Source organism: Finegoldia sp. P3-F-LR (assembly GCF_052932165.1).
This window is the reverse complement of the sequence record NZ_JBRFJE010000002.1, coordinates 1-18,273: the sequence shown is the minus strand read 5'-3', so window position 1 is coordinate 18,273 and position 18,273 is coordinate 1. Positions and strand designations below refer to the sequence as shown.

Annotated in this window: 20 protein-coding genes and 2 rRNA genes; all 22 read right to left on the bottom strand. The window is 32.0% G+C overall.

Annotated features, from left to right (window positions below; all coding sequences use genetic code 11):
• Positions 1-9 precede the first annotated feature (9 nt).
• Entirely contained in the window at positions 10-321 is a 312-nt protein-coding gene (locus ACU68U_RS01150) for a V-type ATP synthase subunit F (RefSeq protein WP_002836812.1), read from the bottom strand.
• A complete protein-coding gene (locus ACU68U_RS01145) occupies positions 314-1,312 on the bottom strand; it encodes a V-type ATP synthase subunit C (RefSeq protein ID WP_094207336.1) in 999 nt (332 codons plus the stop codon). The genes ACU68U_RS01150 and ACU68U_RS01145 overlap by 8 nt, the downstream gene beginning before the upstream one ends.
• Positions 1,313-1,320: 8 nt before the next feature.
• A complete protein-coding gene (locus ACU68U_RS01140) occupies positions 1,321-1,875 on the bottom strand; it encodes a V-type ATP synthase subunit E (protein ID WP_446762555.1) in 555 nt (184 codons plus the stop codon).
• Positions 1,876-1,886: 11 nt separating this feature from the next.
• A complete protein-coding gene (locus tag ACU68U_RS01135) occupies positions 1,887-2,363 on the bottom strand; it encodes a V-type ATP synthase subunit K (RefSeq protein WP_002836815.1) in 477 nt (158 codons plus the stop codon).
• A 9-nt stretch (positions 2,364-2,372) separates the two neighbouring features.
• On the bottom strand, positions 2,373-4,313 hold the full coding sequence (locus tag ACU68U_RS01130; RefSeq protein WP_154272816.1) for a V-type ATP synthase subunit I: 1,941 nt from the start codon (positions 4,311-4,313) through the stop codon (positions 2,373-2,375).
• Complete coding sequence (locus ACU68U_RS01125; RefSeq protein WP_094207338.1) at positions 4,313-4,624, bottom strand: hypothetical protein; 312 nt, start codon at positions 4,622-4,624, stop codon at positions 4,313-4,315. The genes ACU68U_RS01130 and ACU68U_RS01125 overlap by 1 nt, the downstream gene beginning before the upstream one ends.
• An 81-nt stretch (positions 4,625-4,705) precedes the next feature.
• Positions 4,706-5,335: a uracil phosphoribosyltransferase gene (gene upp / locus ACU68U_RS01120; RefSeq protein ID WP_094207339.1), complete on the bottom strand. Its 630-nt coding sequence runs from the start codon at positions 5,333-5,335 to the stop codon at positions 4,706-4,708.
• A 44-nt stretch (positions 5,336-5,379) separates the two neighbouring features.
• Positions 5,380-6,408, bottom strand: coding sequence for an L-threonylcarbamoyladenylate synthase (locus tag ACU68U_RS01115; protein WP_446762554.1), 1,029 nt, complete (start codon positions 6,406-6,408; stop codon positions 5,380-5,382).
• A gap of 1 nt (position 6,409) precedes the next feature.
• A complete protein-coding gene (locus ACU68U_RS01110) occupies positions 6,410-7,396 on the bottom strand; it encodes a gluconeogenesis factor YvcK family protein (RefSeq protein WP_094205956.1) in 987 nt (328 codons plus the stop codon).
• A complete protein-coding gene (gene rapZ, locus ACU68U_RS01105) occupies positions 7,365-8,222 on the bottom strand; it encodes an RNase adapter RapZ (protein WP_446762553.1) in 858 nt (285 codons plus the stop codon). Before rapZ ends, ACU68U_RS01110 begins: the two co-directional genes overlap by 32 nt.
• An 8-nt stretch (positions 8,223-8,230) precedes the next feature.
• Positions 8,231-8,980: a PHP domain-containing protein gene (locus tag ACU68U_RS01100; RefSeq protein ID WP_446762552.1), complete on the bottom strand. Its 750-nt coding sequence runs from the start codon at positions 8,978-8,980 to the stop codon at positions 8,231-8,233.
• Entirely contained in the window at positions 8,970-9,875 is a 906-nt protein-coding gene (murB, locus tag ACU68U_RS01095; protein ID WP_446762551.1) for a UDP-N-acetylmuramate dehydrogenase, read from the bottom strand. Before murB ends, ACU68U_RS01100 begins: the two co-directional genes overlap by 11 nt.
• Positions 9,862-11,109 (bottom strand): bifunctional folylpolyglutamate synthase/dihydrofolate synthase, encoded by a 1,248-nt coding sequence (locus tag ACU68U_RS01090; RefSeq protein ID WP_156849812.1) that lies wholly within the window; start codon positions 11,107-11,109, stop codon positions 9,862-9,864. Before ACU68U_RS01090 ends, murB begins: the two co-directional genes overlap by 14 nt.
• A gap of 88 nt (positions 11,110-11,197) precedes the next feature.
• Positions 11,198-12,265 carry a peptide chain release factor 1 gene (gene prfA / locus ACU68U_RS01085; protein ID WP_446762550.1) on the bottom strand — a complete coding sequence of 356 codons (1,068 nt, stop codon included), beginning with the start codon at positions 12,263-12,265 and terminating at the stop codon, positions 11,198-11,200.
• A 2-nt stretch (positions 12,266-12,267) separates the two neighbouring features.
• Positions 12,268-13,059, bottom strand: a complete 792-nt coding sequence (gene prmC / locus ACU68U_RS01080; protein ID WP_446762549.1) for a peptide chain release factor N(5)-glutamine methyltransferase — start codon at positions 13,057-13,059, stop codon at positions 12,268-12,270.
• A complete protein-coding gene (locus ACU68U_RS01075; protein WP_446762548.1) occupies positions 13,053-13,949 on the bottom strand; it encodes a DUF1385 domain-containing protein in 897 nt (298 codons plus the stop codon). The genes prmC and ACU68U_RS01075 overlap by 7 nt, the downstream gene beginning before the upstream one ends.
• A gap of 78 nt (positions 13,950-14,027) precedes the next feature.
• Positions 14,028-14,231: a 50S ribosomal protein L31 gene (rpmE, locus tag ACU68U_RS01070; RefSeq protein WP_002836835.1), complete on the bottom strand. Its 204-nt coding sequence runs from the start codon at positions 14,229-14,231 to the stop codon at positions 14,028-14,030.
• Between the two features lie 100 nt (positions 14,232-14,331).
• Positions 14,332-15,648, bottom strand: coding sequence for a transcription termination factor Rho (gene rho, locus ACU68U_RS01065; protein WP_278725576.1), 1,317 nt, complete (start codon positions 15,646-15,648; stop codon positions 14,332-14,334).
• An 11-nt stretch (positions 15,649-15,659) separates the two neighbouring features.
• Positions 15,660-16,343 (bottom strand): cytochrome c biogenesis CcdA family protein, encoded by a 684-nt coding sequence (locus ACU68U_RS01060; protein WP_094224900.1) that lies wholly within the window; start codon positions 16,341-16,343, stop codon positions 15,660-15,662.
• Positions 16,336-16,962 (bottom strand): thioredoxin family protein, encoded by a 627-nt coding sequence (locus ACU68U_RS01055; protein WP_446762547.1) that lies wholly within the window; start codon positions 16,960-16,962, stop codon positions 16,336-16,338. Before ACU68U_RS01055 ends, ACU68U_RS01060 begins: the two co-directional genes overlap by 8 nt.
• A gap of 1,043 nt (positions 16,963-18,005) precedes the next feature.
• Positions 18,006-18,122 (bottom strand): 5S ribosomal RNA (gene rrf, locus ACU68U_RS01050).
• Between the two features lie 42 nt (positions 18,123-18,164).
• A 23S ribosomal RNA gene (locus ACU68U_RS01045) occupies positions 18,165-18,273 on the bottom strand; the annotation flags it as partial.

Below are 18,273 nucleotides of genomic sequence, written 5' to 3'. Positions count from 1 at the left end.
AGCTCTCCTTTACAAAATGTTCGCTCCAACAGCTTTTTCGACATTAGTATTGATTCTGTTCATTCCAATGTTCAAGCTACCTTGATTAGAAGGTATCAAGATAATAGCTGGTGAAACTTTATCATTATATCTATCTATTGTTTCTTTGATTTTTTCTGCTATTTGTTCAGTAATAAAAATCACTCCGTAGTCTTCTTTTGCTAATCTATCAACTGTTTTTCTAGCATCAGTGCTTTCAATAGATTCAAAAACATCTACTCCCAAAGCTTTGAAGACCAACACAGAATCTCTATCACCTACTACAGCTACTTTTTTACGCATAACTTAACCTCAACTTACTCCTGATATAATCAGGTTTCAATGAGTTAATCTTTCCTACAAAAATAATCCTAAGATTCTTAATTTCAGTTTCTTTTGCAAATAAATATCCAAACAAAACCTCAGGTCCATAAGTAACCTTTTTGATTTCTTTGATTTTTTCCATCAAATAATCATCCATTGCTTTTTCAAAGACAGATAAACTATTTGATTTCTTATACTCACTGATAGCTTCTTTTACATAGTAGTAAATTCTAGCTTGTTTGAATAATGGACTATCTTCGGTAATTTCAGAATGCAATTCACTTTCAAACTTTTCAGATTCAATACTACCATTAGGAATAATGACTTTTTTCAAAAATTCTAAACTTTTCTTTTGGTTTTGAACTCTAAGTAAAGTTTTAATATTAGTAAAATCTATCAAATCTTCGACGTATTCATTTATCAAATCTGAATCAATTTGTTTTGCAATTTCTGAAGTTTCCACAAAATATTCTCTGTCAGCATAAATATCTACCATTTGAGGATCTTTGTTTTCTTCGTAATCAGCGATTGATTCTTTAATAACTTTATCAAAATGTTCCATTTCAATTTCAGTATTTTCTCTTATTGAATCTCTCATGCTCTTGAATTCAATTCTAGTTATATCGCTTAACATTGAAGAAAAATCTTCATCTTTTAGATATTCTTTAATCAAAACTTTTAAATTATGATAATCGTATTTTAATGCCATTAAATCGACAGGAAATTGGAAACTACTCATATCATACATGTATTTATAAGTCTTTTTTAACTCATTTTTCAAAGCAACATCGTAATTCTTATAATTATCAAGCTTTGCAAATTCTGATTGATACACTGAATCCGAAAGTAATCTTACAGTTTCTTCTAAATTACTAGCATCTATCAGTCTTTCATAATCATTCTTACTCAACAATTCCTTTTCTTTAACACGAGTTATAGCAGATTGATGTATGAAATCTTCTTTTTTCATATTATCACCTACTTCTTAAAAAGAGTTTTTGCAATTTCTACTTCCAATTCATCTTTCATTGAATCGACCAGTGAAGAAAAATTATTATTGATTAATACATTACCTCTTTTAATACAAAATCCACTGTCAACTGTTTCATCTGATACTTTTACATTAAAGTTTTCATTCTTCAAACTGTCGTACTTATCAGATTGTAATACTAACAAATCATCACTATTCAAATCCATTTTGGATAAACTATTTGTTAGGTATTTTTTATAATCTTCAAGTGACATATTCTTTAATTTATCTTTAATTTTTTGTAAAACACTATCGATTACTTCTTGTTTTGCAAAAAGCGCATTATCTCTTGATTTTAAACCAACTTGAGACAAATGTCTATCGTACACGCCTTTCGCTTCAGATTCTGCTTTTTTTAATATTGTATCTTTTTCTTGATTGGCCTGGTCTATTTTAGTTTCAATGATTTTTTCTTTTTCTTGATTTGCATTATTTAGAATTTGTTCAGATTCTTTTTTTGCATCTTCAAGAATTTCATTAATTATATTATCTAAATTAGACATCTAAATCACCATTAAGCTTGGATTTGGTTCATTAATAAGAATGAAATAGCGAATGCTAAGATGGCATATAACTCAACCATTACTGCATAGATAATACCTTTTGCTTGTTGAGGTTCATTCTTTGCTAAGATATTGATACCACTAACTGCTACTTTACTTTGAGCAATTGCTGAGAAATATCCTACAACTCCTACTGGTAATGCTGCTGCAATATAAACATATCCTTGTGCTAAGGAAATACTTCCACCTGCAAGTTTGAATAGAATTAAAATACCAATTACGAATCCGTACAAACCTTGTGTACCTGGTAATAATTGAAGTACTAATGACTTACCAAATTTTTCTGGTTCTTCAATAACTACTCCAGCTGCAGCTTCCCCTGCTCTACCTACACCTTTAGCAGATCCCATACCTGAGAATAAAACTGCTATTACTACTGATAATACTCCTAAAACTAATCCACCGTTTTCTAAAAAGAATTTTTCCATAATATCCTCCTATTTGTTTGTTATGTTAAAATATTCTGATTCTGTTATAAGTTTCTTGAATGGCACTCCACCACCTTCGTAGAACTTATTGAACATTTCTACGAAAATCAATCTAGCAGAGTGAACGTATGCCGACAAGTACGATAGGAATGCGTTAAATGCTTGGAATACCACGAATACGATAAGTCCAAATATAAATCCTATGATACTTGATCCAGCCATCATTTTTACAATCATATTAATTGCTACAGCAATATATGCTCCTGATAAGCCCAATGCCATTAGTCTCATATATGATACGAAATCTCCAATCCAGCCAGATATTCCGTACAACGAATACAATCCTGAGCCAAGCTTACCACCAATGCTTTTTGCATCTCTTCCTGCTGTTAGAACTATCCCCACAGCTGATGCAATTGCAATCCATTTTGCTACTGTCATTGCCATTGCAGGTAATCCTAATAGGTTACCAGTTAATAATATCAATATACTAATAATAATTAAATACCATAGCCCTACATCGTAAAATGCATCTAAAGGTTTGTGATCTCTGATCAACATGTAAGCCTTGATTCCCAATGCAAAGAATAAATGTATAAAACCAAAGATTAAGCATAAAACTATTAAAGTCATTGCGTTTTTGCTTGTGTCAATGATAGGTGTCATTGGTATAATTCCACCGAAGAACGATCCATAAATGTATCCCCAGAACATTGAGGCAATTGATATGAACATAAAGAATTTCAAGAATTGTTTTTTCTTTTCATCAAGATTAAAAATCTTGAGAGCTACGATTATTGCTAAAAATACAATCAATCCATATCCCAAATCACCAATCATCATTCCTGAGAAGAAACAATAGAAAGGCGCCAATAATGGTGTTGGATCAACTTCGTTGTATTTTGGCAATGAATACATTCCCGTTATACTTTCAAAAGCTTTTGCAAATCCTCTGTTTTTTAAAATAATTGGTACATTTGGATCATTCTTATCTGCTGGATTCATTTCCAAATAATACTTATTATTCAATGAGTTTTGTAGTACATTTTCAAAATCTTTTTCCTTGTCGGTAGGAACATATCCTTCGATAATATCAATCTTATCTGTCCTCTTAATTTTGCTTGTAGCTTCTTCTTTTAAGCTGTTGTTTTCGAGATAATCATGATAAATCTTAAATTGTTCAGTCAAATCTGTTTTTGATTTAATTTGATTTTCTATTTCTTTGTATTGCTTTTTATTTGCAATGATTTGTTCGTCAATATTTCTGATTTCATCTTTTACAAGTCCATTTGCTTTAATATTAATATTGACAAATCCATTGTCTCTTAGAATATCTTGTGCTTTTTCATAATCCTTAGAGATAACCAGCAAGTAAACAAAGCCTGAATTACGAGAAATTTCTTCGATATAAATATCTTCAATATCTTTTGTGTTTAATTTCAACTGATCGATGAATTTATCACTTACAGTTCCTGTAACTACCTTAACCCTTTCAAAATCATCAATCTTTGAAATATCCAAATCTAACTCCTCCCATGGAGTTAATTCAGATTTTTTTTGGTTCAAGGTTTGATTGTTCTGATCAAGTTCAGTTAGTTGTTTATCCAAAGATGAAAGTTCTTTGTAGTGTTCATCAAAGTCAAAATCAAGTGCTTTTTTAGTAAGCTCATCTAGTCTAAATGTTTTCTTACCTTGTTTTAATTCGTCTATCTTATTGTGCTTTTCTGAATACTTTTCAAGCAAATCTATAGCCCATTTTACTTTGGTAAGCTTTTCACTAGTGCTAACAATTTGTTCAGAATTATCTAAATTCCTTACACCTTGATTTTCGTCTTCTACTTTCTTTTCATCAATATGAACATAATTAAACTTTTGAAGATCTTCGAGTAATTTTTCCCTATCATAATCAAATGAATACAAATCAAATTTGCTCATTTTTACAATAGCCATTAACTCACTATCCTTTCAACGATTTTGTCTACAAGTCCTTCAACTGTATCAATGTCGATGTTTTTAATACCTTCGTTATTCATCTTAGCTTTTTGTTCCAAATCTTTTGATTCTTCAATTGCTTTATTCTTTGAAGATTCAAGTTTTTCATTTCGAACTTTTTGCGCTTCGTTGATAATGTCGTTGTATTTTTGTTCAGCTTCTGATTTTGCATCCTCTAAAATGCTTTTTCTTTTTTCATTAGCTTCATCGACAATAAGCTTAGCCTTCTCTTCAGCTTCTTTAATTTTTGATATAGCAGTATCTGACATTGTTTCACCTCCTAATTAGAGATGGTTTTAGAATATGAAAAATACTCTAAAACCATAAGTATATAACTAAAAGCCTTAAAGCTATTTAGTACCAAATAATCTGTCTCCTGCATCCCCTAAACCAGGTACGATATAACCGTGTTCATTTAATTTTTCATCAAGACCTGCCACGTATATATCTACATCTGGATGCTTTTCTTGAACCATTTTGATTCCTTCTGGAGCCGCTATGATATTAACCAATTTGATGTTCTTACATCCATGCTCTTTTAAAAAAGTAATCGCTGCTTCTGCTGAACCACCTGTTGCAAGCATTGGATCCACAACGATAATATCTCTTTCTTCAACATCTTTTGGCAATTTACAATAATATTCAACAGGTTTTAATGTTTCAGGATCTCTATACAATCCTATATGTCCAACTTTTGCTGCTGGTAGTACACTCAAAAATCCTTCAACCATTCCCAAACCTGCTCTTAAAATTGGAACTACTCCCAACTTTTTCCCACTAAGAGTTTGACCGGTAGTTGTTCCTATTGGAGTTTCTACTTCGCAATCTTCTAATTTAAAGTCTCTAGTAACTTCATAGCACATTAAAGTTGCTATTTCTGAAACTAACTGTCTAAATTGATTGCTTCCTGTTTTTTTATCACGTAAAATCGTTAATTTGTGTTTAATCAACGGATGATCAAATACAGTTACTTTACTCATAATTCCTCCTATAAAATAAACTTTATACTCTTTATTATAACATACTAAATTAGTTCTATGTTATTGGCACAAGATTTTTTAAGCCTGTTCATTATACTTATACCCATTTTTTGTTCATTTACCCCTTCGCAAATTAATAATTTGTAATTTAATTTGTCTAATTCCCTGAGGTAAGCGAAAATATTATGCGCAAAATTCAAATAATCATTTCGTTTTGAAATAATTTTTACATTTTTGAAGTTTACATTTGTTGCAGTTTCTTCACTGAGTATAAATCCAATTTCATCGGTATTTATTCCTAAGTTATCAACATAATTTTGTATGTTATCCATGTTTCCTTTGATTACTATGAGTTTTGTTTTAGGTGCGTAGTGCTTGTATTTTTGCCCTGGGGATTTTGGAATAGTGTTAGAATCAATTAAAGATTTATCATAAACTACCTCATCCAAATACTCTTCCAAATCTTCTTTTGTGTAAAAACCAGGTCTAAGTATGGTGTACGGTTTCTCCGTCAAATCGACAACAGTGGATTCAATTCCAATGTTACAACTTCCTCCATCCAAAATCATTTCAATCTCACCCTGCATATCGCTGTAAACATCTTGTGCGTTAGTTGGTGATGGCCTTCCTGATTTATTCGCAGACGGTGCTGCTATTGGGCAATTAGATTTATCTATCAAAAATCTTGCAATTTCATCCGATGGATTTCTAATTGCAACTGTATTTCCTCCACAACTTACAACGTCATTAACTTTGTCACTTTTTTTGAAAATTATAGTCAATGGACCTGGCCACAAATTATCCATCAATTTTTTTTGATCTTCAGTGATTTCTGACGATAAATTCTTCACCATATCTTCGTTAGTTACGTGCAAGATTAGTGGATTGTCTCTTTTTCTTCTCTTGACATCGAATATTTTTTTGCAAGCTTCTTCATCTAATCCATTTGCTCCTAATCCGTATACTGTTTCTGTTGGAAATGCAACTACACTTCCATTTTTTATTAAATCTGCAGCTTTTTCAAGTGCATGTATTTTGTTTTGTCCGTCTAATTTTTCAATAATCGTATTCATACTAATATCTTTCTAATATAGTTTTCATCAATTTATTCGAATCATGCACAATATAATCATAGCTAATATCACATATATCAGCTTCTATGATTTCTATGCCTAATTTTTCCATATTTTCACGATCTTCATCTGTAATATAAATCGGCGTAGAGTTTTCAATTGATTTGTATCTGTATTTCGCGTATTTGTCTACTTCCTTGGAATTAACGACGATTTTGTCGATAATGTTTGAATTTGCGTGATCAATAATGGCAACTACATGATCTGTAACGTTGTAACCATTAGTTTCTCCAGGTTGAGTCATGATATTTAATATGTACACAACTTCCGCCTTTGTTTCTTTTAGTGCTTTTGATATATCTGTTACTAAAAGATTGGGAATTATTGATGTGTACAACGAACCTGGTCCTAATAGAACAATATCTGCATCCATTATGCTATCTATGGATTCTTTTAATGGCAAAAGCAGTTTAGGTGATGTGAATACTCGTTTGATTTTACCTCCGTTTTTTCTATTCAAAAACGTGATATTCGATTCGCCTTCAATAGTAGATCCATCTTCTAATTCAGCAAATAATTTGACATTATCCAAAGTCATTGGCAGTACTTTTCCTGTAATCGCAAGTACGTTACTTATTTCTTTTATTGCCTCGTTGAAATCGCCACATATATCATTCATCGCAGCTATCAATAAATTCCCTAAGCTCTGACCTTTTAATTGACCATTTGAAAATCTATAATTTATTAATTTTTCCATTATAGGTTCAGTATTAGCAAGTGCCACAAGACAGTTTCTAATATCACCCGGAGGTAACATTCCCAAATCTTCTCTAAGAACTCCACTTCCTCCACCATCATCAGCTACAGTTACAATAGTCGTTATGTTTGATGTGAAATTTTTGACGCCTCTTAGCAATATAGAATTGCCTGTTCCTCCGCCTATAGTTACTATTTTTTTACCAAAATTTTTGGTCTCTGTGGGATACATAAACTTTTTCTCCATTTCCCTCAAGCCTTGTTGTCAAAGCTTGTGCTATTGCAACGGACCTGTGCTTTCCGCCGGTGCATCCTATTCCTATAACCAAGTTTGTTTTTCCTTCTTTTGAATATTTAGGAATCAAAAATTCCATCATATCCACCAATTTATCCAAGAATTCATTTGCTTCTTCAAATCCAAATACATACTCTTTTATATCTGTATTTAGTCCAGAAGATTTTTTTAATTCTTCTATATAGTAGGGATTCGGAAGAAATCTGACATCAAATATCAAATCTGCATCCAGCAAAATTCCATGCTTAAATCCAAATGATACTACAGATATTGCTAGTTTAGTGTCTACATCTTTAAGTGAAAATGCAGATAATATTTTTCTTCTCAATTCTCCCAGTGTCAAATTAGAAGTGTTGATGATTGAATCTGCTGAATTTCTGACTTCACTTAGAAGTTCTCTTTCATTAGCTATGCCTTCTGAAATATTTCCATTGACTGCCAACGGATGTGGCCTTCTATGTTCTTTGTATCTTCTGATTAGAATTTCATCTGATGCATCCAAATACAAAATTTTAACATCAATACTTTGATTTTTCAAAAGTGTCATGGACTTCATCAAATCAGCGAAGAATTCTCCACCTCTAATATCTACTACGCAAGCTATTTTGTTGATTTTTTTCTTGCTTTTTGTAGTCAAATCGATAAAACTTAATAAAAGAGATGGCGGCATATTATCCAATGTATAATAACCCAAATCTTCAAAAATATCGCTACTGGCACTTTTGCCAGCTCCACTCATTCCTGTAATAATTACAACTTCCATGAAATCTCCTAATCGATGTTTATAATTCTACTAATATCCAACCCTGATTCAATTACTCTTTTGATGCTGTCATTCACATTTGCAATATTTTTTCTGTGATGAGCATCACTCCCTAAACTAAATTTAACATTATAATGTGAAGAAATTTTGATTTCTTCTACAGATAAGTGCGGATGATGGTTGTTAATCTCCATAACTGTGTTTGTTTTTTCGCATGTTTGTGCGATTTTTTCGATATCAACATCTATTTTATCTCCTGGATGAGTTATTATAAAAATATCGTTGTTCTCCAATGCTTTTACCATTGTATTTGTATTCAAATCAATCATTTTTTTCCTGACCGATTGTCCCATCCAGCTCATTCTTTTTAAAACATGATAATTATAAAAAGATTTTTTGTCTACAAATCTAACTCCATCATGAAACCCAAGATTGATAAAATCAAAATACTTTCTCTCTTCTTCTCTAATATCAATCTCTCCGTTGTAGCCAATTACGTTGGCTTCAACTCCCATCAGAATTTCAATATCGTCGTACTTTTCTTTGAGCCTATCAATTTCTTCACGTTGTACAGGAATTAATTTTCTTTTTATTCCGTACATTAAGTGTCCAGGACCGTGATCAGTTATGCTTATAGTCTTCAACTTTTTTGCTCTCGCTTCTTGTACAATTTCTTCGATTGTACTTTTCCCGTGATTGTTACGACTGTAAACTGAATGCACGTGATATTCTCTGGTTAATTTTATTTTATCTTCCACCGATAATTCTCACTTCTGGTTCTAACTTCACATTGAACTTATCAAATACAACTTTTTGCACATGTTCTATAACCGCTACAACGTCAGAGCATTTTGCATCTCCAACATTGACTATGAATCCACAGTGTTTTTCACTAATCATTGCATCATTGTATCTGTATCCTCTAAGCCCTGCTTCATCAATCAATTGTCCCGCAAAATGTCCTTCTGGCCTTTTGAATACAGAGCCACATGAAAGAAGTTCCAATGGTTGCTTTGATGTTCTTCTTTCTGTGTAATCGTGAAAATTATTGAGGATTTCTTGTTGATCACCTTTTTTTAGCAAAAATTCAACTTCCAAAACGACTAATTTTTCATCTTGAACTCTTGAATGTCTGTAGGAAAAATCCATCTCATCACAGTTAAAATATTTTACATTCAAATCTGTATCAATAACCTTAACTCTGTGAACAATATCTTTCATTTCTGTTCCATATGCACCTGCATTCATTGTAATAGCCCCTCCAATGTCTCCAGGTATGCCGCTAACAGCTTCAAAACCAGCGTAAGAGTTATTAATAGCTAATTTACTGACAGCGCTCAATAACGCCCCTGATTTTGCAGTTAGAATATCACCTTCAATTTTCATATCGTTGAAATTATCGTGCAATTTAATTACAACTTCTCTCAAGCCTTCATCGCTAACTAACAGATTGGATCCATTACCTATAATTCTGTAAGCAAAGTCATTTTGTTTTATTAATTGAATGGCATTTATTATTTGTTCTTCAGTCTGAGGAAATATCATAACATCACAACTACCTCCAATTTTGAAAGTAGTGTGATTTTTCATTGGTTCATCGTATAAAATTTCTCCGATATTTTTCCCATCAAAAACTTTTTTATAAATGTTCATAAGCTTGCTCCGCACTGTACAACGTTCCAAAAATTATAATTACATCGTCTTTGAAATGTTCAATTGCATAATCCACAGCGTCATTTACGTTTGATTTTGCGACAACATTATCGCTGTAGGCTTCGATTTGCTTTTTCAAATCTTCTGCTTTTAATGCTCTTGGTGAATCTGGCGTAAATGTCACAAATGCTTTGGCATTTTCATGAATCAATTTTATTTCATCAGCATAGTCCTTATCTTTTAATACACCGTAAACAAATACGATTTTCTTATCACCAAACACAGATTCTATTGATGATTTCAAAGCTTTAACCCCATCGGCATTGTGTCCGCCATCGTATATTACTGTTGGGTTGTGTCTAATAACATCAAATCTGGCAGGAATATATGCGTTTTTGAAACCATTGATGATATCTTCATCAGACAAATCAAGTTCGTCTCTTAATACATCAATAGCACTCAATGCTAATTGTGCGTTAAATAATTGATATCTTCCAACCAATCTAGTTTCAATATGCAAATTTTTCCAATCAAACGAATTATGTGTAGCGTTGATTTCAATATTTTTCGCCTCATCAAAATCGCAAATGTATAGTTTGTTATCTCTTTCTTCTGCAACTTCTCTGAATACATCCAATACACTTTCTTGTTGATTGTAAACAACACATCTTCCATTTTGTTTCATGATACAAGCTTTTTCATATGCAATTTCTTCCAAAGTATTTCCCAAATATTCTTGGTGATCCAATCCAATTTTTGTAATTACTGATAACAATGTTTCATCTGTAGCATTTGTTGCATCCAATCTTCCGCCCATTCCAACTTCAAGAACCACATATTCGCATTTTTGTTCTGCAAAATAATAAATCGCGCACAAAGTTATAAATTCAAATGTAGACACCTTTATATCATTTTCTTCAATAGTATCCTTGATAATTTCGAAAATTCTCATAAAATCTTCTTCTGAAATTTCTTTGTCGATTTTTATTCTATCGTAAAAATTAATAATGTGAGGTGATGTAAAAAGTCCAGTTTTATAACCATGTTCTTTTAGTGTTTGATATATAAAAGTTGATGTGGAACCTTTACCGTTAGTTCCTGCAACGTGGATTATTTTAAAACTTTTTTCGGGATTACCTAGAATTTTCAAAGTTTTTTGCATTCTATCAAGTCCCAACTTGTAACCATCTCTTCCAATTTTATCCAAATATTCATAAATTAATTCGCTATTCATTTTTATCTCCTAAATTTAAATATATATCTAATTATATCATTACTTGCTATAATATAAAAAACTCGAGCGTTTAAACTCGAGTTAATTTTTAATTCATCATTTTTAATTTTTCAGCTTGATCATAGCTTGTCAAATCATCAATCATTTCTTCTATATCTCCATCTAAGAAATTTTGTAATTGGAATATTGTTTTGTTGATTCTGTGGTCAGTAATTCTTCCTTGTGGGAAGTTGTAAGTCCTAATTCTTTCAGAACGATCTCCAGTACCAACTTGGGATTTACGAGCATCTGCTCTGTCTTTATTCTTTTCTTCTTCCATCAAATCGTACAATCTAGATTTCAAAACTTTCATAGCTTTGTCTTTGTTCTTGATTTGTGATTTTTCATCTTGACATGTTACAACAAGTCCTGTTGGAATGTGTGTGATTCTAACAGCAGAGTCAGTAGTATTTACGCATTGTCCACCGTTACCGCTCGCTCTGAACACGTCAATTCTCAAATCTTTTTGTTCGATTTTAACATCGACATCTTCTGCTTCTGGTAACACTGCAACTGTTGCGGTAGAAGTGTGAATTCTTCCCGAACTTTCAGTTTGAGGAACTCTTTGTACTCTGTGAACTCCAGATTCGTATTTAAATCTAGAATAAGCGCCTTTACCTTTTACCATCATTACAACTTCTTTGATTCCACCAACGCCTTGTTGTTGAATATCCATTATTTCAGTTGTCCAGTGTTTTTTATCGGAATACATTTGATACATTCTCAAAAGTTCACCAGCAAATAAACCTGCTTCATCTCCACCAGCACCTGCTCTTATTTCGATAAACACGTTCTTTTCATCGTTTGGATCTTTTGGCAACAATAAAATCTTCAAATCCTCTTGATCTTTTTCGATTTGTTCTTCCAATGTTGAGATTTCGTCTTTCAATAGTTCTTCCATTTCACTATCTCCAGTAGTCCCCAACATCTCCTTGTCTTCTTCTAAATTCTTCAAATTATCTTTGTATGCCAAATATTTATTAACAACTGGTTCTAAATCAGCGTGCTCTTTCATTAATTTCGTCCAATTTTCCATGTCAGCGATAACTTCAGGATCTGCGACTTTTACTTCTAAGTCTTTGAACTTATCTACAACACTATCTAAATTTTCAAACATAATTACCTCCTCGCAATTATTACTCTATCAAAACCGTTAAAGTCTTTTATGCAGTAGTGATTTTTGAATCCATTTTCATCTAAAATTTCAAATATACTCTCTCTTTGATTATATCCTATTTCAAAAGCAAGCATACCATCTTCATTCAAATAATCACTAGCTTGATTTATTATCTTTCTATAAAAATAAAGTCCATCATCTCCACCAAAAAGTGCAGAACGTGGTTCTTTTAATATCTTTGTTTCAAGTGAACTGAAATCTTTTTTGTCTATATAAGGTGGATTGGAAACTATCAAATCATACTTAGAATTCACATTCTCATACAAATCAGAATAAATAAATTCAACGTTAGTAGCATTTAAACTCTCTGCATTTTTCTTGGAAAGTTCAATAGCTTTCTCGTTTATATCTACTCCCAGAACTTTTGAATCCAATTCCAAATTCAAAGTGATTGATATTATCCCCGATCCAATTCCGATTTCAAGTATATTGTCAAACTTACGATTAGTCTTGATTATTTCATCCACCAAAATTTCAGTATCAAATCTAGGAATCAAAACATTAGGATCCGTATAAAACTTTCTATTGTAAAAGTATTTAAATCCAAGTATATATTCGATCGGAATATCTTCATCGTAAAGTTTTTTATATTCTAATATTGTTTTCTCATCATCATCACTTATCTCATCATTCGAATGAATAATAGAATCAGAGAAACTATAGTTGTATAATTTTTCCAAAATCATCAAACAATCGGATTTGTCGAACAAATTATAAATATCATTTATTACCATAAATCTTCATCTTCTTTTTCTGGAATTACACTTTTAAGTGCCAGTATAGCAACTTCTATCATCTTGTCATCAGGTTCTCTCACTGTAAAAAACTTTTGAACCCATAATCCTGGCTTCACAAGTAATGTCGTTATTGTATTATCGTATTTGCCGATTAATCTATTAATTTCATAAGAGATTGACACAATCACTGGAAGTAATATTATACGATACAACATTCTCAGCAATGGATTTGGCCATCCAACTAAGCCCAACACCAAAATGGAAATTATCATAACAGTAAACAAAAAACTAGTACCACATCTTGGATGAAGTCTGCTTTGTTTTCTAACATTTTCAACCGTCAAATCCAGCCCTTGTTCATAACAATAAATACTTTTGTGTTCAGCACCATGATATTCAAACACTCTTTTCATATCTTTTGAATGTGAAACTATAAAAAGATATGTGAAAAATATTATAATTCGTATCAATCCTTCGATTAAATTGAAACTAAAAGATGAATCATTAAGCTTAACAAATGATGTAAGAAAAGTTGGAATGAAGAAGAAAAACAATAACGCCAATACCACTGATGCGATTATAGAGAACACATTTTCTACTTTTCTGGCATTGTTTTTGAAATGTTTGTCGAAGAAGTTTTCGCTATCGTCTTCATAAAAACTTGCAGAATACATCAAAGCATCCATTCCCAACTTCATCGAATCAAACAAACTAACAACTCCTCTTATAAAAGGAATCTTCATCAAATTTATTTTATTGTTTTCTAAGTCTTTTACAACCAAATCAATTTCTTGATCAGGCTTCCTGACCGCTATGGAGTACTTTGAAGGGCCTCTCATCAAAATTCCTTCGATTAAAGCTTGTCCACCAATTGTAGTTTTCTTCATGTCAATTTACCTTTTCATTATTCATTATCTATTTTTTAACACAAAAATACCAGCACCTAAAAGGTACTGGCAAAAATGCTAATCCATGTTGTATTTTTTCTTGAATTTTTCTACTCTACCACCATGTTCTACAAATCTTTGACGTCCTGTATAAAATGGGTGACATTGACTACAAACTTCGACGTTTATGTTTTCTTTAGTAGATCCTACTTTAAAAGTATTGCCACAAGAAGCGCAAGTTACTGTAGCTTCGTGGTATTCTGGATGTAAATCTTTTTTCATATTATCACCTCGTTTTTCTCAAAATTATTTTCGACTTACCTATTATAACACATGAGTATGAACTTGTCTACAAAATTTGAATATTTCAGTATAAATTTATTTACAAACTTTGCAAATTATTTATTGATTTTACAAATTCTTGGTTTGATTTTGTGTTTTTAATCATTTTTATAATTTGGTCTGCAATATTTTTGTTTTCTTGTGAATTCAATTGTTTTCTTATTTTATTAATTGCTGATAATTCTTCTTTTGTAAGAAGTAATTCATCTTTCCTAGTTCCGGATTTGTTCAAATCAATTGCAGGGAACACTCTTTGTTCCGACAGGCTCCTATCTAATTTGATTTCCATATTTCCAGTTCCCTTGAATTCTTCGAAAATAACATCATCCATTCTGGATCCTGTTTCAATCAAAGCCGTCGCCAATATAGTCAATGAACCGCCTTCTTCTATATTTCTTGCCGCACCAAAAAATCTTTTAGGACCATTCAATGCTAAAGGATCAAGTCCGCCGGACAAAGTCTTACCTGAATAAGGACTAGTAACATTATATGCACGAGATAATCTAGTAATTGAATCGACCAATATTACGACATCTTTTTTGTGTTCTACAAGCCTCTTGGCCCTCTCTATCACGATTTCAGCAACCCTAATATGATTTTGAGGCATCTCATCAAAAGTAGATGCTACGACATCTGCTCCCAAAACAGAACGCTTCATATCTGTAACTTCTTCCGGCCTTTCATCAATTAACAAAACAATAACATGAATTTCCGGATAATTTTTTCTTATAGAGTTTGCTATGTTTTTTAGCAAAGTCGTCTTACCTGTTTTAGGTGATGCCACAATCAAACCTCTTTGACCTTTTCCAACGGGACTTATCAAATCCATAATTCTCATTGAAACATTCTTTGAATCTCTTTCTAAAGTCAATCTTTCTCTTGGATAAATCGGAGTCAAATTCTCAAAATCAGGTCTATTTCTAAGATTTTCAACAGTATCTCCATTTACACGATTCACATAAATCAAAGCATTGAATTTTTCTTTATCCTTTTTCTCACGAGATAATCCCTCTACAAAATCCCCTGTCTTTAGTTTAAATCTTCTAACTTGAACAGGAGGTACGTAAATATCATCATCTCCTGAATCATATCCTTCCGATCTCAAAAATCCATATCCGTTTTCGTGTAAATCCAATATTCCTTCCACTTTCAAAGGATCCTTCAAATCTTTTTCTTCATTAGAAGAAGAATCTTCGTAATCTTCCTCAGAGTTATTTCTCTCATTAATATTAACTTGACTAATAATCTCTTTTATCAAATCTTGCTTATTATATTTACTAATACCTGCAACACCTACAGCTTTAGCAATAATCTTTAAATCTTGTAATTTTTTAGATTCTAATACATCTTTTTCCAATAAATTTCCTCCTAAATACCTTGGTACAAGAAATACAATCCAAATAACATCAATACTGCACCAAGAACTATTTCTATAATTTTAGAAACCTTAGTATATGAATCATTTTGAATAATCTCTTCGACTTTACCCATCAACAAAGCAGACATAAATACCAAAAAGCAATTCCCAATACCATAAAAAACGAACAAAATAATAGAAAATAAAATATTTCTAGTATTAGCCGCTATAGCCATCAATGAAACCAAAACAGGTGTAGAACATGGCGATGCAAACACCGCTTGAATAACACCAGCTATAAAAGCTCCCAAAAGCCCAGTCTTTGTAATCTTACTGGATTTATTGAGGCTAATAATCTTGATAACATGCCAATTTTGAAACGCCATAAGAATTAAAAGTATTCCAACAATGATATAAAATACTCTACTAAATTGATTTAAAATTTTACCAACCAAGGCAGCCGTCAATCCAAAAATAGTGAAAACTAAAATGCTACCTAAACTGAAAACCAACGCCACCTTAAACGATTTTTTCTTATCGTAATTATTCCCCGACAAATACCCAATTATAATTGGAATCATCGGCAATGAGCAAGGAAGAAAACTAGTCAAAATCCCCGCAATCAAAGAAATAATTGGTGCCAAATAAACATAATCTTTTACTAGTTTTGATAAAAAATCTAATAAACTATCCATTGATCATATCCGAAATCAATATTTCTAATTCATTTTCCTTCAACAAACCTTCGTGAATATATCCTTTTTTACCATTTACAGTAACCTCTTGGAAATATTCATCCATCACGCTTTGAGCCTTATCGGAAAAATTAAAATCTTCTTTTAAAGGAATAAAAATTTGTGTAGGTGTAACTCTAATACCAGCTTGTGATGCAAAATCATTGTTTACATTAACTTCAACATCCTTAATAACGGCTTTCCCCTTGAACTTATTGAAAGTATTGTCTATATATGGAGCCATTTCCTTACAAGGAGCACATTCAGTCCAAGTAAAATTTACAAAAACAGGCTTATCGTAAGATAAAAACTTTTCAAAACCAGCATCTTTGCCAGCAAATAAAACATCTTCCTTGTCTACTTCCTTGTAAGCTTCCTTGAAATTATTTAAATTTGATGAACTTGTATTCTCACTACTAGAACTACTATCTTCTTTAACATTTCCATCAGTCTCAGTTTGCTTAGCACTATTATCATTATTAATTGGCATAACTGGTTTATTCTTTATAAAAAACATAATCAAAACAGCTACCGCAATAAATGCAATAACTAAAATTGATTTTGATTTATTACTCTTCATAATCATTTCCTTTCTTTAATTCTGATCTATTATATATTCAAATTACTATTGATTTACTATACTATTATATCAAACTTGCGTTCTTATTTACACCTCAATTCATTTTCATAATATAAGATTTTAGCTGTGAGGCTGAGCGAGTGAGAACATTAAATTTTCCACAAGATATTCGTGCAAGATGTTTACATATTTTTTGACCTACGTGTGTCTTACAACTGTTCTCTATCGAAATTCTTTTTACAATTTTCTATCCTCATCTTGCAATCCCCAGCACTGCGAAACGTTAAAGCAAACAATCGAAGCTAAGAATATCAACATATAAAATTTAATGCTTCTTATGAGCGACGCTTCGAACGATGAAATCTTCAGTTAAATTTTCTTAAAAGAAGATTTCTGAAGTGAGGCTGAGCGAGTGAGAACATTAAATTTTAACCAAAGATATTAGTGCGAGATGTTTGCTATGGTCTCAACCTATGTGTATCTTGCAACCGTCGTCTAGCGAAACCTTATAATCATTTTCTGTCATTGTCCTGCAATCTCCAAATTCACGAAAGCTTCAAGCAAACAATCGAAGCTAAGAATATCATACGGAGAAAATAATCATAAATTCAAGTGCAGTGAACCGTTAAAAAATCGCACTGTTTGAGCGTTAGCGAGTTTGCGATTTTAGGTTCACAAGCTTAGAATTTATTTATTTTCGTAGTCTAGATATTCGTGCAAGATGTTTGCTATGGTCTCAACCTATGTGTATCTTGCATCTATTGTCCAGCGAAATTTATGAATAATTGTCAAAGTTACTCTATCTAAAAGAACGCACAAAAAAAGACCTAGCGGACATTGTCATCACTAGATCTTAATTGTTTGGCGACTACCTACGTGCCGTCAGTTCCTACGAATCAAGGATTCGTGGCAACTGGTTGCACCAGACCTACGACGAAATCAAAGATTTCTGTTAGGTCTAGCTCTCCCACAGGTGGGCTCGTAGGTTCTTTTTGGTTAAAATAAAAAAGATCTAATGGATTAAATCACGTTAGACCTTAATTGTTTGGCGACTACCTACTCTCCCACGACGTTTCCATCGTAGTACCATCGGCGTTAAGAGGCTTAACTTCTGTGTTCGGCATGGGTACAGGTGTATCCCTCTTGCTTTTATCACCATACTTATTCAATTTTTACATTTCAATCAATAACAGTATATATTTCCAGTCAAGTTTTCGATTTATTAGTATCAGTTAGCTTTGATATTACTATCTTTACACCTCTGACCTATCTATCTTGTTTTCTTCAAGTAATCTCATAGAAATCTTATCT

Excerpts from the sequence above, each read along its gene's own strand:
- ACU68U_RS01130 (WP_154272816.1), bottom strand. The coding sequence starts at position 4,313 with ATGGCTATTGTAAAAATGAGCAAATTTGATTTGTATTCATTTGATTAT.
- prmC (WP_446762549.1), bottom strand. The coding sequence starts at position 13,059 with ATGGTAATAAATGATATTTATAATTTGTTCGACAAATCCGATTGTTTG.
- ACU68U_RS01115 (WP_446762554.1), bottom strand. The coding sequence starts at position 6,408 with ATGAATACGATTATTGAAAAATTAGACGGACAAAACAAAATACATGCA.
- ACU68U_RS01110 (WP_094205956.1), bottom strand. The coding sequence starts at position 7,396 with ATGTATCCCACAGAGACCAAAAATTTTGGTAAAAAAATAGTAACTATA.
- rapZ (WP_446762553.1), bottom strand. The coding sequence starts at position 8,222 with ATGGAAGTTGTAATTATTACAGGAATGAGTGGAGCTGGCAAAAGTGCC.
- ACU68U_RS01125 (WP_094207338.1), bottom strand. The coding sequence starts at position 4,624 with ATGTCAGATACTGCTATATCAAAAATTAAAGAAGCTGAAGAGAAGGCT.
- ACU68U_RS01075 (WP_446762548.1), bottom strand. The coding sequence starts at position 13,949 with ATGAAGAAAACTACAATTGGTGGACAAGCTTTAATCGAAGGAATTTTG.
- upp (WP_094207339.1), bottom strand. The coding sequence starts at position 5,335 with ATGAGTAAAGTAACTGTATTTGATCATCCGTTGATTAAACACAAATTA.
- ACU68U_RS01135 (WP_002836815.1), bottom strand. The coding sequence starts at position 2,363 with ATGGAAAAATTCTTTTTAGAAAACGGTGGATTAGTTTTAGGAGTATTA.
- ACU68U_RS01140 (WP_446762555.1), bottom strand. The coding sequence starts at position 1,875 with ATGTCTAATTTAGATAATATAATTAATGAAATTCTTGAAGATGCAAAA.
- murB (WP_446762551.1), bottom strand. The coding sequence starts at position 9,875 with ATGAACATTTATAAAAAAGTTTTTGATGGGAAAAATATCGGAGAAATT.
- prfA (WP_446762550.1), bottom strand. The coding sequence starts at position 12,265 with ATGTTTGAAAATTTAGATAGTGTTGTAGATAAGTTCAAAGACTTAGAA.
- ACU68U_RS01055 (WP_446762547.1), bottom strand. The coding sequence starts at position 16,962 with ATGAAGAGTAATAAATCAAAATCAATTTTAGTTATTGCATTTATTGCG.
- rpmE (WP_002836835.1), bottom strand. The coding sequence starts at position 14,231 with ATGAAAAAAGATTTACATCCAGAATACCACGAAGCTACAGTAACTTGC.
- ACU68U_RS01145 (WP_094207336.1), bottom strand. The coding sequence starts at position 1,312 with ATGAAAAAAGAAGATTTCATACATCAATCTGCTATAACTCGTGTTAAA.
- ACU68U_RS01090 (WP_156849812.1), bottom strand. The coding sequence starts at position 11,109 with ATGAATAGCGAATTAATTTATGAATATTTGGATAAAATTGGAAGAGAT.
- ACU68U_RS01150 (WP_002836812.1), bottom strand. The coding sequence starts at position 321 with ATGCGTAAAAAAGTAGCTGTAGTAGGTGATAGAGATTCTGTGTTGGTC.
- ACU68U_RS01060 (WP_094224900.1), bottom strand. The coding sequence starts at position 16,343 with ATGGATAGTTTATTAGATTTTTTATCAAAACTAGTAAAAGATTATGTT.